This is a genomic window from Pseudomonas zeae, from assembly GCF_014268485.2.
Taxonomy (GTDB): Bacteria; Pseudomonadota; Gammaproteobacteria; order Pseudomonadales; family Pseudomonadaceae; genus Aquipseudomonas; species Aquipseudomonas neuropathica.
Genome location: NZ_CP077090.1, coordinates 272,008 through 286,585, shown reverse-complemented (window position 1 = coordinate 286,585; position 14,578 = coordinate 272,008). Strand labels below are relative to the sequence as shown.

At 59.6% G+C, this 14,578-nt stretch carries 13 protein-coding genes; 6 read left to right on the top strand and 7 right to left on the bottom strand.

All coding sequences use genetic code 11. The features are described from left to right. The first annotated feature begins 51 nt into the window (after positions 1 to 51). Positions 52 to 1,665 (top strand): EAL domain-containing protein, encoded by a 1,614-nt coding sequence (locus HU754_RS01280; protein WP_186620441.1) that lies wholly within the window; start codon positions 52 to 54, stop codon positions 1,663 to 1,665. Here the strand turns inward: HU754_RS01280 and HU754_RS01275 are convergent. Beyond that, positions 1,662 to 3,452 (bottom strand): KinB sensor domain-containing domain, encoded by a 1,791-nt coding sequence (locus HU754_RS01275; RefSeq protein ID WP_186620352.1) that lies wholly within the window; start codon positions 3,450 to 3,452, stop codon positions 1,662 to 1,664. The genes HU754_RS01280 and HU754_RS01275 overlap by 4 nt on opposite strands. A gap of 10 nt (positions 3,453 to 3,462) precedes the next feature. Next, complete coding sequence (gene algB, locus HU754_RS01270; protein WP_007954049.1) at positions 3,463 to 4,809, bottom strand: sigma-54-dependent response regulator transcription factor AlgB; 1,347 nt, start codon at positions 4,807 to 4,809, stop codon at positions 3,463 to 3,465. A gap of 427 nt (positions 4,810 to 5,236) precedes the next feature. Here algB and HU754_RS01265 point away from each other — a divergent pair, with 427 nt between their 5' ends. The 5 genes from HU754_RS01265 to HU754_RS01245 all read left to right on the top strand — a co-directional run bounded on the left by HU754_RS01265 (position 5,237) and on the right by HU754_RS01245 (position 9,720). Continuing rightward, the gene (locus HU754_RS01265) at positions 5,237 to 5,521 is read left to right on the top strand and encodes a hypothetical protein (protein WP_093429512.1); all 285 of its coding nucleotides are present in this window, start codon (positions 5,237 to 5,239) and stop codon (positions 5,519 to 5,521) included. A gap of 72 nt (positions 5,522 to 5,593) precedes the next feature. Next, the gene (locus HU754_RS01260; protein WP_003177151.1) at positions 5,594 to 5,758 is read left to right on the top strand and encodes a DUF1328 domain-containing protein; all 165 of its coding nucleotides are present in this window, start codon (positions 5,594 to 5,596) and stop codon (positions 5,756 to 5,758) included. Positions 5,759 to 5,760: 2 nt separating this feature from the next. After that, complete coding sequence (locus HU754_RS01255) at positions 5,761 to 6,225, top strand: inhibitor of vertebrate lysozyme family protein (RefSeq protein ID WP_093429513.1); 465 nt, start codon at positions 5,761 to 5,763, stop codon at positions 6,223 to 6,225. Positions 6,226 to 6,927: 702 nt separating this feature from the next. Then, positions 6,928 to 8,259, top strand: coding sequence for a glutamate/aspartate:proton symporter GltP (gene gltP / locus HU754_RS01250; RefSeq protein WP_186620349.1), 1,332 nt, complete (start codon positions 6,928 to 6,930; stop codon positions 8,257 to 8,259). A 231-nt stretch (positions 8,260 to 8,490) separates the two neighbouring features. After that, on the top strand, positions 8,491 to 9,720 hold the full coding sequence (locus HU754_RS01245; protein WP_186620348.1) for a nucleoside recognition domain-containing protein: 1,230 nt from the start codon (positions 8,491 to 8,493) through the stop codon (positions 9,718 to 9,720). Positions 9,721 to 9,841: 121 nt separating this feature from the next. Here HU754_RS01245 and HU754_RS01240 read toward each other — a convergent pair whose 3' ends face one another. From HU754_RS01240 to HU754_RS01220, 5 genes are read right to left on the bottom strand one after another with little or no spacing between them, the layout of a single operon-like run. Continuing rightward, positions 9,842 to 10,465, bottom strand: coding sequence for an ABC-type transport auxiliary lipoprotein family protein (locus tag HU754_RS01240; protein ID WP_093429516.1), 624 nt, complete (start codon positions 10,463 to 10,465; stop codon positions 9,842 to 9,844). Continuing rightward, the gene (locus tag HU754_RS01235) at positions 10,462 to 11,400 is read right to left on the bottom strand and encodes an MlaD family protein (RefSeq protein WP_093429517.1); all 939 of its coding nucleotides are present in this window, start codon (positions 11,398 to 11,400) and stop codon (positions 10,462 to 10,464) included. The genes HU754_RS01240 and HU754_RS01235 overlap by 4 nt, the downstream gene beginning before the upstream one ends. Before the next feature lies 1 nt (position 11,401). Then, a complete protein-coding gene (locus HU754_RS01230) occupies positions 11,402 to 12,205 on the bottom strand; it encodes an ABC transporter ATP-binding protein (RefSeq protein WP_116254167.1) in 804 nt (267 codons plus the stop codon). Next, positions 12,202 to 13,350 carry an ABC transporter permease gene (locus HU754_RS01225; protein ID WP_093429519.1) on the bottom strand — a complete coding sequence of 383 codons (1,149 nt, stop codon included), beginning with the start codon at positions 13,348 to 13,350 and terminating at the stop codon, positions 12,202 to 12,204. Before HU754_RS01225 ends, HU754_RS01230 begins: the two co-directional genes overlap by 4 nt. A gap of 54 nt (positions 13,351 to 13,404) precedes the next feature. After that, a complete protein-coding gene (locus HU754_RS01220; RefSeq protein ID WP_016986428.1) occupies positions 13,405 to 14,433 on the bottom strand; it encodes a DUF5924 family protein in 1,029 nt (342 codons plus the stop codon). Positions 14,434 to 14,578 lie beyond the last annotated feature (145 nt).

Below are 14,578 nucleotides of genomic sequence, written 5' to 3'. Positions count from 1 at the left end.
AAATTGCAATCAGCAGCTATAACTCATTGGTAATTCTTCGGATATTCCATGATGGTTGCTACCCGAGAGACGCTGCGTAGCTGGTTTTATCGCCCCTGGTTTTTGGCGATGATCGCGGCTGTCCTCAGTGCCATCCTGCTGATCGCCGGCGGTATGTTCGTGGCGATGCGTCAGGTCGAGCAAAACGAAAGCCAACAAATGAACGCACAAGGCGAACGTTTTCTGGCCCGCCTCGAACAATTGTTTGGCCAGTTGCGTGAAAGTCTCGATGATCTGGAAGCGCAGCCCTTGCGCAGTTGTGACGATGAAATGATCGCCACCCTGCAGCAAGTCACCTTCAACTATCGCTTCGTCTATGAAGCGGCTTACATGGACGCTTCGCGGATCTGCTCCAACCGTCCGCGCCAGGAAGGCCTGTCGGTGGTCCGCGCGCCAGACATCAAAGGCCCGACCTACAGCTATTGGCTGAACACCACCACCGAACCTGATGAAAATCGCGCAGCGCTGATGCTGGGGCGCGGCAATTTCCGCGTGGCCACCTCGCGCGGGCATCTGACCGACATGGTCGATTTGTCCCCCGGCAGCAGCCTGCTGGTGGTGCTCGATCATGGCACCCGTGCTATCCCGGTGCTTGGCACGGCGCAAGCCTGGCCACCCACGGAACACTGGCCACCGAAAAGTCGCGATGCCCTGCAAGTTACGCAAACCCGGCTGATCTACCGCATGCCCACGGATAATCCGGAATATCAGTTGGTCCTGATCACACCCAGAACCGGCATGCACATTCCGGCTGTCTGGTGGTGGATCATCCCGGCGTGTCTGCTGCTCGGCGCCTTTGTCGGATTTTTCGTGTTCTTACTGGTGCGCCAGCGTCAGTCTCTGGATGCCGAACTACACGGTGCGATCCGCCGTGGCGAGTTGCAGGTGCTCTATCAACCGATCTTCGACCTCGACAGCCGCAACTGCGTCGGTGCCGAGGCCCTGCTGCGGTGGCGCCGCCCCGACGGTACGCTGACCAGCCCCGACCTGTTCATCCCCATGGCAGAAAACACCGGGCAGATCCGGCAGATGACCGACTTCGTCCTGCAGCGCCTGCTGGAGCAACTGGGCCAGTTGCTGCGCGCCAATCCGCAGCTATACATCTCGGTCAACCTGGCAGCCTGCGACGTGATGGTGCCGCGCATCGGCCAGGTCATGGCGCGGCTGCTCACCCTGCATCGCGTGGCGGCGCGGCAGATTGCCTTCGAGGTCACCGAACGTGGCTTGATTGATGTGGTGGTGGCACGGGAAAACCTGCAAGCCTTGCGCAACGTTGGCCATCAGGTGTTGATCGACGACTTCGGCACCGGCTATTGCAGCCTCGCCTACTTGCAAACCTTGCCAGTGGACTGCTTGAAGATCGACAAAGCATTCATTGATGCACTGGGCCATGACGCGGCCAGCAGCGGCGTCGCCCCGCACATCATTCACATGGCTCAGGCGCTGGATTTGAAAGTGATTGCCGAAGGCATCGAGCTCGAATCCCAAGCGCAATTGCTCAGCAGCGAGGGCGTGAAGTTCGGTCAGGGCTGGTTGTTCGCCCATGCGCTGAGCGCGGTGCAATTCATCGAACTGATCACCCGTGGCCGGCGCCTTGCCGGTCGACGCATGGATGATGAAGCCTAGACAGCGAGCGCCATATAAAACTGCGTGCCCTGCCCCGGCCGTGAGTAAACGCCCATACGACCACCATGCAACTGGACGATTTCCTTGCATAACGCCAGGCCCAAACCGGCACCGCCCTTCTTGCGCCCTACCTGCACGAAAGGTTCGAAGATCCGCCCCTGCTGGCCGTAGGCAATGCCTTCGCCGTTGTCTTCGACGCTGATAATCAGCCGTTCGCCATGCCGACGTGCCTGCAAGCGGATCTGACCGTCGCGGGCGGTATGGCGCAAGGCGTTGTCGATCAGGTTATCCAGCACACGATCGAGCTGTGCCTGATCGGCCTGCAAACGTGGCAACGGTCCCTGCACTTCGACATGCAGGGCGATGCCCTTGGCCGCCGCCGAATCGGCAAAGCGCAGTTGCGCCTGCTCCAGCAAATCCTCGATGGAGCATGGTGCCAGCGTTAGTTTCTGCAGGCCGTTCTGATAACGCGAGAAGTTGAGCAAGTCGTTTATCAACTGCATCAAGCGCTGCATCTCTTCGTTCACGGTGTCGAGCAAATCGGCTTCGCGCGATTCCGGGGCGTACTTCGCTCGTTCGCGGAACAGCCCGAAGGCCATGTGCATGCCGGTGACCGGCGTGCGCAGCTCATGGGAAGCGCGCAACACGAATTCGCTGCGCACCCGCTCGAAGGCGCGTTGCTCGGTCACGTCATGCAAGACCATCACCGCGCCAAGGATATGCCCCTGCGTGTGGCTGACCGGCGTCAGGCTGTAGGTCAGCAAACGAGATTCGCCGTCGACCTCGATGCTCAGGTCTTCCGGTGCGCGCTCAAGCGAGCCACCGCGCAACACCAGTTGCAACTGCGCATCCAGCTCCGGCCGCTCCAGCGCGGTGCCCAAGCCTTGGCCGAGGCGATCATCGTCCCAACCCAACTGGCGCTGAGCCACCGGATTGAGGTGTTCCAGATGCCCCTCGCGGTCGATCATCAGCAAGCCGTCGTCGATACTGTCGAGCACCGCTTGCAGCCGCTGCTGACCGGCGAACAATTCGTCGACATTGGTCGCCTGATGTTCCCGCAGGGCCTCAGCCATCAGGCCGAAACGCTTGGTCAGCAGGTTCATTTCCATCGCCGAGGAAATCGGCAGGGTCACTTCAAAATTGCCTTGGCCGATATTGTCCGCCGCCTGCGCCAGCGCCTCGATCGGCGCGCCGAAACGCCGGGCAATCCCGTGGGCCGTGATGAAGCCGATGATCAACACCGCCAGCCCGACAAAACCCAACAGACCGGCGATCAACAATGCCCGGTCGCGCGCTTGATGCTGAACCGCGTTGATGTTGTCCAGTGCATGCTTGTGTTCAGTGATCAAACCGTTGCGCAACTTGTTGAAGCGCTCTCTGAGGTTGGCGTTGCTGCTCAACGCAGTCGCCGGATCACGGGACACATCAAAGGCCTGAAGAAAACTCAGGTAATCAGCCTTGGCCTGACTGAAACCATACTGGCGGCCATCGCCAATGTGCTCTTGGGCGATACCGTCATCAAGCAACTTGAGATACTGCTGCTTGGACGCCTCGAACGCGACCGGATCGGGTTCTTCGGCGAGCATGAGGACCAGTTGATCACCCAGGGTTTGTCGCAGCTTGAGGCCCAGATCGAGAGTGACGAAGTTGTTACGCAGCGTCGTTTCCTGCGAGCCAGCCATTTGCATCACGCTGACCAGCCCGAGCAACAGCCCGAGCAAGGCCACGGTGATGAGCGCGGAAATGCTCAAGAACAAACGGGTCCGCAACTTCATCGCCAGTTTCATCGTCGGGCGCTCACAGGTTGTACTGCTTGCGCTTGCGATACAGGGTCGAGGCGTCGATGCCGAGCGTTTTCGCCGCCTGGTCCAAGGTGCCGGCGGTGGCGAGGACGGCGCCGATGTGGGCCTTCTCCAACTCGTCGAGACTCAACGCGGCACCGACTCGTGGCGCGTTGTTGGCCGGTTGTTCGGCCATGCCCAGGTGGCTGATCTCCACGCGTTCCTGCGGGCAGATGATGCTCGCCCGCTCGACCACGTTGCGCAACTCGCGAATGTTGCCCGGCCAGCGATAGCCGAGCAGTGCCTCGCGAGCCTCGTCGCTGAAGCCGCGTGCCGGACGCGCATACTCTTTGACGAAGCGCGCGAGGAAGCGGTCGGCCAACGTCAGGATGTCCTCGGCACGCTCGCGCAGAGGCGGCAGGTGCAGAGTAATGACGTTGAGGCGATAGAGCAGGTCTTCACGGAATCGGCCGTCACGGACCATGTCTTCCAGATTGAGGTTGGTTGCGGCGAGGATGCGCACATCCGCGCGACGAGTCACCGGATCCCCTACCCGCTCATATTCCTTGTCCTGAATGAAACGCAGCAATTTTGGTTGCAATGTCAGCGGAAAATCGCCGATCTCGTCGAGAAACAGCGTACCGCCGTCGGCCTGATTGACTCGGCCCAGTGTACTTTCGCTGGCACCGGTAAATGCGCCTCGACTGTGGCCAAACAGCTCGCTTTCCATCAGTTCAGCGGTCAACGACGGGCAGTTGATGGTCACGCAGGATTTTTTCTCGCGCTTGCTCCAGCCGTGAATCGCTCGGGCCAGCTCACCTTTACCGGTGCCGGACTCGCCGAGGATAAGAATGTTGGCGTCGGTGCCGGCGACCTGACGTGCAGTTTCCAGTACGACTTTCATTGCCGGGCTGTGGGAATCAAGACCGTCCTTCGGTTTGCGGATCTCGCCTTCGAGGGCTTCGAGGCGCGCCGACAGTTGGCGCACTTCCAGTTGCTTGGCGGTGGCCAGACGCAGCTGATCCGGGCTGCACGGTTTGACCAGATAGTCGGCGGCGCCGGCCTGGATCGCGTCGACGGCGGTATCGACAGCCGAATGCGCGGTGACAATCACCACTCGCATCCATGGTGCCTGAATGCGCATCTGCGCCAGTACGTCGAGGCCGTTGTCTTCACCCAGACGTAAATCAAGGAAGCACAGGTCGAAGACCTGGCGTTGCAGCAAGGCGTCGGCCTGAGCCGCGCTGTTGGCTGTGGCAACCGTATAGCCTTCATCTTCGAGGCAATAACGGAAAGTACGCAGGATGGCGGATTCGTCGTCCACCAGCAGAATGCGGCCTTGATGCTCAGTGGCAGATTCCATTTTTCCTACGCTCCATAGTGATTGGTCTTGAGTTAGTCCCGGAAAAATCGGGCAAGTTGCATGGTTGATTCTGAACGATGCCAGCCATAGGAGGGTAGCTCTCTCCTGCCTTTACGGCCAATACGTTGATTTTGTTGGTTTTTTAAACAAATGCCGATTTGCAGGGCATTCCCTGCGTACTTTTCTGACATCTGCGCCCTGCTCTCAATTCCATAAGAATGAAATCTCCTACGAAAAAATCGTGCATTGCGCACGATCCCAGATGACCCATCGTGCAGGATGCGTCGCGAACGTTTTTTACTAAGATCATAACTAATTGATTTTATTGAATATTTTTCAGTTAAAAAACTGGCATGCAGGCTGCAATACCTCATTCAGCCCGGGCAGAAATGAACTGCCCCAACCGAATAAGAGTGAGGAACCCAGGATGACTCGCCAACGTGCCGCCCAAGTGCGTATCTCGCCACTGCATATTCAGCAAGGTCTGTTTGGCGTACTGGCGCTGTTGATCACCCTGATCGCCTGTCAGCAATACCTGCGCTGGGAAAACAGCCAGCAGGTTGAGCCGCTGATTTCGATCCAGCACAACACGCAAACGCACTTCAGCGCCGTCAGCAGCAGCCAGGCCGAGAGCGCCTCGATGCGCATGATGGATGTCGATCAGGCGCAGCCGCTGGATCAACTGCCACGTGAAGAGCGTTGGGTTTTCTAAAGAACACATGAATTCGGGCGCACAGCGCCAGAACACGTAACACCCCTAAATAGAGAAGTAAGGAGAATCACCATGTTGAGCTGGGCAATTACATTCTTGATCATTGCCATCATCGCTGCAGTACTGGGCTTCGGTGGTATCGCGGGCACCGCCACGGGTATCGCCAAGATTCTCTTTGTCGTGTTCCTGGTGATGTTCATCGCTTCCTTCTTCTTTGGCCGTCGCGGCCGAGGTTAACGATGACTGTGTTAAAGACACTGGCAGCCGCCCTGCTTCTGGGCGGTAGTGCCATGGCGATGGCGGCCAATGACGGCCAGACGCGGGTCAACGAACTGTTGAGTTCCGACCCGCAGTATCGCGAAACCTGGGAAGGCGTGGTGAAGAAGGAAGAACGCCTGCCGGAATGGGTGATGAACCTGTCCGGCACGCCTGACCAGCAGATGAATGCCGTGACTGAAGATGGCGACAAGTATCTGGTCGGCCCCCTCTGCGAATCCGCAGACAAGTGCCTCAACCACCGTTTGATCGTCGCCTTCAGTTTCGACAAGAAAGACGCTTACGCCATGCTCGTTGATGTGCCCGAAGGACTGCCGGCCGACAAGTCGCCGACGCGACATGCGACCTATCGCTTCCTCGGCAAACCCGATCAAGGCATGCAGGATCTTTTGATGGAAACCCTGAAGAAAGATCCGAAGTGGTACTGATTTGAACATGAAGGCAGCAGCCCTGCTGCCTTCCATTGCGCCCACCTGAGGAAGGCAGGCGCATGACCAAGGGGCCGGGACGTTCTGACTGTTGCAGGGTCGGAGTGACCTACGGGGACAGGGAGTGCCTGCGCAAGGGCCGGGTCAGGGTAAAAGCTGCGCCGCAGGTTCGCCGACCCGTAGTGGCTCGACGGACTTGCGCTGAGCTTTCCAACACGCAAAACATTGATCCAGAGCGTCCAGCTCATCCTTTTTATCGCTGACACTGCGCGCGAAAACATTACGCGGTGTTTCATGGCGACCGTATATCGACAAAGAGACCGCTTAAACAGTAGGACTTCTAGTCTTCCTGCGTAGGCTTTTTCCTAATTATTTCGTCGATTTTTCTCGTTCAAAAAATAACCAACCTAGGCTGTGATGACCGGTTCACGGCACTTATGCCGGCCGAAATGTCACAATCGAACCGGTTGGGACGCCAGTTTCATTTAAAAAAGCTCATGCCGATTCGGCATAGGGTAGGCGTTTACGGCATTAGACGGCGCAACCTTGCATCGGAATAGTTGCGCCTTTTTTCGCCTGCCGAAGAGCCGTAACTACGCGCTTCGGGGCACCTTATACGGAGGCAGATGCACAGACTTTTCCGCTAAAGAGCGTTCCAGTTCCTGCATGTGCCTGAGTCAAACGCAAGTAAGGGTAAAGATAATGAAGAAGGCAAAAATCAGCCTCGCCTGGCAGATCCTCATCGGTCTTGTTCTAGGGATTGCAATTGGTGCGTTGCTCAATCACTTCAGTGCCGAGAAGGCCTGGTGGATCAGCAACGTCCTGCAACCGGCAGGCGATATCTTTATCCGTCTGATCAAGATGATCGTGATCCCGATCGTCATCTCTTCCCTGATCGTCGGCATCGCCGGCGTGGGCGACGCCAAGAAACTCGGGCGGATCGGCCTGAAGACGATCATCTATTTCGAAATCGTCACCACCATCGCCATCGTTGTCGGCCTGCTGCTGGCCAACCTGTTCCACCCGGGCACCGGCATCGACATGAACACCCTGGGTACGGTCGACATCTCGAAGTACCAGGCGACCGCCGCCGAGGTGCAGCATGAACACGCGTTCATCGAGACCATCCTCAACCTGATCCCGTCGAACATCTTCGCGGCCATGGCCCGCGGCGAAATGCTGCCGATCATCTTCTTCTCCGTGCTGTTCGGTCTCGGTCTGTCGAGCCTGCAGTCGGACCTGCGCGAGCCGCTGGTGAAGATGTTCCAGGGCGTCTCGGAAAGCATGTTCAAAGTCACCCACATGATCATGAACTACGCCCCGATCGGCGTGTTCGCACTGATCGCGGTGACCGTGGCCAACTTCGGTTTCGCCTCGCTGCTGCCGCTGGCGAAACTGGTGATCCTGGTTTACGTCGCCATCGCCTTCTTTGCCTTCGTGGTGCTGGGCCTGATCGCCAAGCTGTTCGGTTTCTCTGTGATCAAGCTGATGCGCATCTTCAAGGATGAGCTGGTGCTGGCCTACTCCACCGCGTCTTCGGAAACCGTGCTGCCACGCGTGATCGAGAAGATGGAAGCCTACGGCGCACCGAAAGCCATCTGCAGCTTCGTGGTGCCGACCGGTTATTCGTTCAACCTCGACGGTTCGACCCTGTACCAGTCGATCGCCGCCATCTTTATTGCCCAGCTGTATGGCATCGACCTGTCGATCAGCCAGCAGCTGCTGCTGGTCCTGACCCTGATGGTCACCTCCAAAGGCATCGCCGGTGTACCGGGCGTGTCCTTCGTGGTGCTGCTGGCGACACTGGGCAGCGTCGGCATTCCGCTGGAAGGCTTGGCCTTCATCGCCGGTGTCGACCGCATCATGGACATGGCGCGTACCGCTCTGAACGTGATCGGCAATGCCTTGGCGGTACTGGTTATCGCACGCTGGGAAGGCATGTACGACGATGCCAAGGGCCAGCGCTACTGGAACTCCCTGCCACACTGGCGCAGCAAGGAAAAACTGCCAGCGGGCGAAATCTCCAAGAACTGATTGCTGAACCCTGTGGAGATTGGCTTTTCTGTGGGAGCGAGCCTGCTCGCGAAGGCGGAGTGTCATTAAGCACAGAAGTGACTGGCAGAACGCTTTCGCGAGCAGGCTCGCTCCCACAGGGGATGTGAGCCAAGCCACAAATGAGGCACACACAAACCCCGGTGAAATCCGGGGTTTGTCGTTTCTGGTGACCCCGCTATCATTCGCGGCATTCTTCGGGGGATTTGACTGATGCTTAATGGCCTGTGGCTTGGCTTCTTCATCGTGGCAGCCGTGTCGGCGCTGGCGCAGTGGCTGATCGGCGGCAACGCCGGGATCTTCGCGGCGATGGTGGAAAGCATTTTCGCCATGGCCAAGCTCTCGGTCGAAGTCATGGTGCTGCTGTTCGGCACCCTCACCCTGTGGCTGGGCTTCCTGCGCATTGCCGAGAAGGCCGGCATTGTCGAATGGTTGGCCAAGGTCCTCGGCCCGCTGTTTCTGCGGCTGATGCCGGAAGTCCCACCCGGTCACCCCGCCCTTGGCCTGATCACCCTGAACTTCGCCGCCAACGGCTTGGGCCTCGACAATGCCGCGACGCCCATCGGCCTGAAAGCCATGAAGGCGCTGCAAGAGCTCAATCCCAGCGCCACCATCGCCAGTAACGCGCAAATCCTCTTCCTGGTGCTCAACGCCTCCTCCCTGACCCTGCTGCCGGTGACGATCTTCATGTACCGCGCCCAGCAAGGCGCGCCAGATCCGACGCTGGTGTTCCTGCCGATCCTGCTGGCGACCAGTTGCTCGACGATCGTCGGCTTCCTCTCGGTGGCGTTCATGCAGCGCCTGCGGATCTGGGATCCGGTGGTGCTGGCCTATCTGGTACCGGGTGCGCTGTTGTTGGGTGGCTTCATGGCGTTGCTCGGCACCCTTTCGGCGACGGCTTTGGCGGGATTGTCGTCGATCCTCGGTAATCTCACGCTGTTCGGGTTGATCATGCTGTTTCTGATCATCGGCGCGTTAAGGAAAGTGAAGGTTTACGAGGCGTTCGTTGAAGGCGCGAAGGAAGGCTTCGACGTCGCAAAGAACCTGCTGCCGTATCTGGTGGCGATGCTCTGTGCGGTCGGCGTACTGCGTGCGTCCGGGGCGCTGGACTTCGGTCTGGACGGCATTCGTCATCTGGTCGAGTGGGCGGGTTGGGACACGCGGTTTGTCGATGCGTTGCCGACGGCGATGGTCAAGCCGTTCTCCGGCAGCGCAGCGCGGGCCATGCTGATCGAGACGATGAAGACCTCGGGCGTCGACAGCTTCCCGGCGCTGGTCGCGGCGACGGTGCAAGGTAGTACCGAGACGACGTTCTATGTGCTGGCAGTGTATTTCGGCGCGGTGGGCATTCAGCGCGCGCGGCATGCGGTGGGGTGTGCGTTGCTGGCGGAGTTCGCTGGTGTGGTTGGCGCGATCGCCGTCTGCTACTGGTTCTTCGGCTGAACAAAAATCCAGACTGTAGGAGTGAGCCTGCTCGCAATAGCGGTGTATCAGTCACCGATGATGGCGATTGATAAACCGCTATCGCGAGCAGGCTCACTCCTACAGGGGTTGTGTGTCGGGCTTAAGGTTTTGGGGGGGCGAGTTTCTGGCCTTGGTCGACAGCCCAAGCGACGACTTTCGCGGTCAGGCGATCACTGGCCTGGCCAAACCCGGCCACCACCGCCGGCACCTGCACATCGCTCAACGGCTGGCGCTCTTCAAAGCGGCGACTGGCGAGAATGCGCTGGTCATAACCGCGCACCAGCAACGCATCGACGCGCACCACAACGCTGGCCTGTGAGCCTTGGTATTCGGTCTGAAACGCCTGCAAACTTCCGCCCAATTCCAGATCCGCCGCAAAGTTGCTGTCATCGGTACTAAGCAACGTCACCCGACCATCACGCTGAAACCCATCGAGCAAGCGATTACGCACCAGCACCGGCGCCGGATCACTCCAGCGCGAGCCCTTGTAACTGCTGATCACGTCGCCCTGCGGAATCACCGCAATCGTCGGCCGGTTCAACGCCTCACTGGCCTGCAACTTGTTCAGCCGCAACGACCAAGACTGAGTCGCCGCTGAACTGGCCGAGGCGGGCGCCTGGGCGGCCGGCAGGCGATAGACATCCGACGGCTCCGACTGGGGCAGAATCGAACAGGCGCTGATCAGCGTGAAGCCGGCGAGAAGGGCAAGTCGAGTCAGCTTCATGGCGTGAATTCCTTGTTCTTGTCACGGCCCAGCAGGTAGCCGCTGGGGTTGGCCTCAAGGCGTTGGGAGATGGCGCGCAGCGAGGTCAGCGTCTCGCGCAGTTCGCGGATCGCCGGGGCCAGGCCATTGAGGCCCTGCATGCCGTTGTCGAGGGAGTTTTCGTTTTTGTTCAGCAGGGTGCTGATCGTCGCGGTACTTTGCTCCAGCGACTTCATGGCTTGTTCGGCACTGCCCAATGCCTGCTTGCCCTGATCGTTGATCAAGCCGTTGGCATTGCGCATCAATAACGAGGTCTGTTCGAGCATGCTGCCGGCCTGTTTGCCAACGCTCGCCAGTTGCTGCATGGCTTGCTTGATGTCACCGCGCTGATCGTTGATGGTGCCGGTGGTCTGCTCCAGATGGGCGAGGGTTTTGCTCACACGCTCGACGTTGTCGGCAGAGAACATCTGGTTGGCGTTTTGCAGCAGCGCGGTGATGCCGCTCATCAAATCATTGCTGTCATTGAGCAGCCGCGAAATAGGCGAGGGCGAAGCGACGATGGTCGGCAGATTGCCGTCATGTCCACGCAGTTTCGGGCTCTCGGGCGTACCGCCGCTGAGCTGGATAATCGACGTACCGGTGATCCCGGCCAGCGCCAGTTTGGCCTGGGTGTCTTCCTTGACTGGCGTGTCACCGGCCAGGCGAATCCGCGCCAGCACCCGCCGTGGGTCCTTCGGATCAAGGCGCAGGTTGATCACATCGCCGACCTTGATCCCGCTGTACTGCACCGGGCTGCCTTTGGACAAGCCACTGACCGCCTCACTGAAGACAATTTCGTAATCCTTGAACTCGGTGTCGACGCTGGACTTGGCCAGCCACAGGCCGAAGAGCAGGGCGCCTGCCACCACAATCACGGTGAACAGGCCGATCAACACATGATGCGCTCGGGTTTCCATGTCAGACCTCGTTGAGCAATTTGGCGGCGTCCAGCGCCGAGCGGCCGCGCGGGCCGTGGAAGTATTCGTGAATCCACGCGTCGTCGGTTTCCGAGACAACGTCGATGGGACCTGCCACTAGCACCTTCTTCTGCGCCAGCACCGCCACGCGGTCAGTGATGGTGTAGAGCGTGTCGAGGTCGTGGGTCACCAGAAACACGCTGAGGCCGAGCGCATCGCGCAAGGTCAGGATCAATTGATCGAATTGCGCCGCGCCAATCGGATCAAGGCCAGCGGTGGGTTCGTCGAGAAACAGGATGTCCGGATCCAGCGCCAGAGCCCGGGCCAGCGCGGCACGCTTGATCATGCCGCCAGACAACGACGCCGGGTATTTGTCCGCCGCCGACAATGGCAACCCGGCCAGCGCCAGTTTCACCGCGGCCAGGTGTTCGGCGTCGTTGCGGCTGAGGCCGGCGTGTTCGATAAGGGGCAGGGCGACGTTTTCGGTGACCGTCAGCGAGGAGAACAGCGCGCCTTTCTGAAACAGCACGCCAAAACGGCGTTCGACCAGCGAGCGCTCATGCTCGGACAGGCTCGGCAGATTCTTGCCGAACACTTTGACGATACCTTCGCTAGGGCGGCGCAGGCCGACGATGCTGCGCAGCAACACCGATTTGCCGCTGCCGGAGCCGCCGACCACGGCGAGAATCTCGCCTTTGTACAAATCCAGGTCGAGGTTCTCGTGCACGCTCTGGCTGCCGAAGCGATTGCACAGGCCACGGACTTCGATCACCGCCTCCGAGGGCGCGCGGGGTAGACGACTCACCAGCCCATCTCCATGAAGAACAGCGCGGCCACCGCGTCGAGCACGATCACCACGAAAATCGATTGCACCACGGCAGACGTGGTGTGCGCGCCAACCGACTCGGCGCTGCCACTGACCTTGAAACCTTCCAGACAACCAATCGCGGCAATCAGGAAAGCGAAGATCGGTGCTTTGACCAGGCCCACCAGAAAATGCTGGATGCCGATGTCCGATTGCAGCAACGACAGAAACATCGCCGGCGAAATATCCAGCGACACCGCGCAGACCACGCCGCCACCGATGATCCCGCAAAGCATGGCGAGAAACGTCAGCATCGGCAGCGCCACCAGCATCGCCAATACCCGCGGCACCACCAGCAGCTCCATCGGATCGAGGCCGAGGGTGCGGATTGCGTCGATTTCCTCGTTGGCCTTCATCGAGCCGATCTGCGCAGTGAAGGCACTGGCAGTGCGCCCGGCCATGAGGATCGCCGTGAGCAGCACACCGAATTCGCGCAGGAACGAGAAGCCCACCAGGTCCACAGTAAAAATTGTCGCACCGAAACTGGCCAGCACCGTCGCGCCAAGAAACGCCACCACCGCACCCACCAGAAAAGTCAGCAACGCCACAATCGGCGCGGCGTCGAGGCCGGTCTGCTCGATGTGCGCGATCATCGGCGTGATGCGCCAGCGCTTGGGCCGTAACAGGTTGCGAGCGATGGTTTCCATGATCAGGCCGACGAAACCGAGCAGTTGCAGAGTGTCCTGCCAGACGGTGTCGACGGCGCGACCAATGCGCGTCAGCAGTTGCACACTGACGCTGATTTCCGGTTCTTTGATCGGCACGCAGAAATCGGTCATCGAGCAGTACACGGTTTGCAGCAGCGCGCGGTCGGCGGAGGTCAGGGTGCAATCGGGGTGTTCGGCGGATTTGCCCAGGCGTTCGGAGCCGAGCAGTTCGACCAGCAACGAAGCGCCAGCGGTGTCGAGGGCGCCGAGGCTGTTGAGGTCGATCGGGGTGTTGGCATCGTACTGACCGTGGAGCTTTTCGCTCAGTTGCTTGAGCTCGGCGTAATGGGCAAGCGTCCAGTCCCCCGTGACCCGCAGGCGGGCAGGGGTTATCGACGTGTCCAGTTGAGCATTACCGCTGATCGAGCTGCTGGTCATAAGCTCCGTGCTTGTTCGGCCTTTATGCGAACTAACGTAATAGCACGAACCGGATTACTTTTCTTTGATCGCTGTGCTGTCCGTGACTTCGAAACGCAGCACGCCGATCACCTGGCCATCCTCGGTCAACACCCGCACCTGCCACTTGCCCGCCGGATTGCCAGGGAAATTCTGCTTGTGCGTCCACGCCCGGTAGCCTTCCTTGCGCCCGCCATGGATGTCGAGGGCGATGCGGTCGACCTCTTTGCCGTTGAATTGCCAGACGTGATAGATCCGCTCATCGAGCCCGCGCGGCGCGTTGATTGCGGTGTAGGCATAGAGGCCATCGCCACGAATCTGCTCGGCACTGACCGTGTCGAGGCTGGCGCCGGGGGTGCGGTCCTGCATTTGCGTGCTGATCGCCACGTCGGTCATCCACAGCGTCGCCGGCGGCACCCACGAACGCAGCGCCCAACCCACGCCACCGATGCCGACCGTGATGCACAGGATTGCCAAAGCATTGCGCACCGTGCGGATCGGGAAGATCGACGCCAGGCTCGGGAACGACAACAACACGGCAATGCCCAGCGCCCACTTGAAGCTTTGCGCGGTGGTCAGGTGCATGATCACCGGCAACGCGGTGAGCAGGGCGGCGAACAGGGTCAGCGTGTGCAGCGCGAGAAACGCCCAGCGCCGTGGTGCCAGCCATTTGTAATAAAGCGGATCGACGATGGAAATCAGTGCGGCGACGCTGAGCAGCCCGGTGAAAAACAACTGGCCGCTGTTCCAGGTCGTGGTGATGAAGAAAAACGGCAAGACGAAAAACAGGCTTTCCTGGTGGATCATCTGCGTCGCGTAACGCAGCAGCGGCTGGGGAATCTCGCGTTTGAACACGCGGGTGAAGAGGCCGGTGAGGGTGTTTTCCAGCATCAGCCAGATCCAGCTGAGCAGCATGATCACGGTGATCCAGCTCGCCAGGCCCTGCTGACGATCGACCATGATGAAACTGCCGACCCCGGAGATGAACCCGCCAAGCGCAATGACCCCGGGATAACGCTTCATCAGTTCGAGAATGCGCTGGATCAGGAGCTGTATTTTTGGCATTTGGGCGGTTCACGATTTGAGGGGAAAAAACCTCGACAGAGTAGCGCTGGCAAGGCTGATGGTCACTTAAAACCAACGCATTTCCTTGTAGGAGTGAGCCTGCTCGCGATTGCGGTGTATCAGCCGAAGAAATGATGACTGAAGG

What these genes read in the sequence shown, in the direction of transcription:
- HU754_RS01280 (WP_186620441.1), top strand. Translation starts at nt 52, where the DNA reads ATGGTTGCTACCCGAGAGACGCTGCGTAGCTGGTTTTATCGCCCCTGG.
- HU754_RS01275 (WP_186620352.1), bottom strand. Translation starts at nt 3,452, where the DNA reads ATGAAACTGGCGATGAAGTTGCGGACCCGTTTGTTCTTGAGCATTTCC.
- algB (WP_007954049.1), bottom strand. Translation starts at nt 4,809, where the DNA reads ATGGAATCTGCCACTGAGCATCAAGGCCGCATTCTGCTGGTGGACGAC.
- HU754_RS01265 (WP_093429512.1), top strand. Translation starts at nt 5,237, where the DNA reads ATGACTCGCCAACGTGCCGCCCAAGTGCGTATCTCGCCACTGCATATT.
- HU754_RS01260 (WP_003177151.1), top strand. Translation starts at nt 5,594, where the DNA reads ATGTTGAGCTGGGCAATTACATTCTTGATCATTGCCATCATCGCTGCA.
- HU754_RS01255 (WP_093429513.1), top strand. Translation starts at nt 5,761, where the DNA reads ATGACTGTGTTAAAGACACTGGCAGCCGCCCTGCTTCTGGGCGGTAGT.
- gltP (WP_186620349.1), top strand. Translation starts at nt 6,928, where the DNA reads ATGAAGAAGGCAAAAATCAGCCTCGCCTGGCAGATCCTCATCGGTCTT.
- HU754_RS01245 (WP_186620348.1), top strand. Translation starts at nt 8,491, where the DNA reads ATGCTTAATGGCCTGTGGCTTGGCTTCTTCATCGTGGCAGCCGTGTCG.
- HU754_RS01240 (WP_093429516.1), bottom strand. Translation starts at nt 10,465, where the DNA reads ATGAAGCTGACTCGACTTGCCCTTCTCGCCGGCTTCACGCTGATCAGC.
- HU754_RS01235 (WP_093429517.1), bottom strand. Translation starts at nt 11,400, where the DNA reads ATGGAAACCCGAGCGCATCATGTGTTGATCGGCCTGTTCACCGTGATT.
- HU754_RS01225 (WP_093429519.1), bottom strand. Translation starts at nt 13,350, where the DNA reads ATGACCAGCAGCTCGATCAGCGGTAATGCTCAACTGGACACGTCGATA.
- HU754_RS01220 (WP_016986428.1), bottom strand. Translation starts at nt 14,433, where the DNA reads ATGCCAAAAATACAGCTCCTGATCCAGCGCATTCTCGAACTGATGAAG.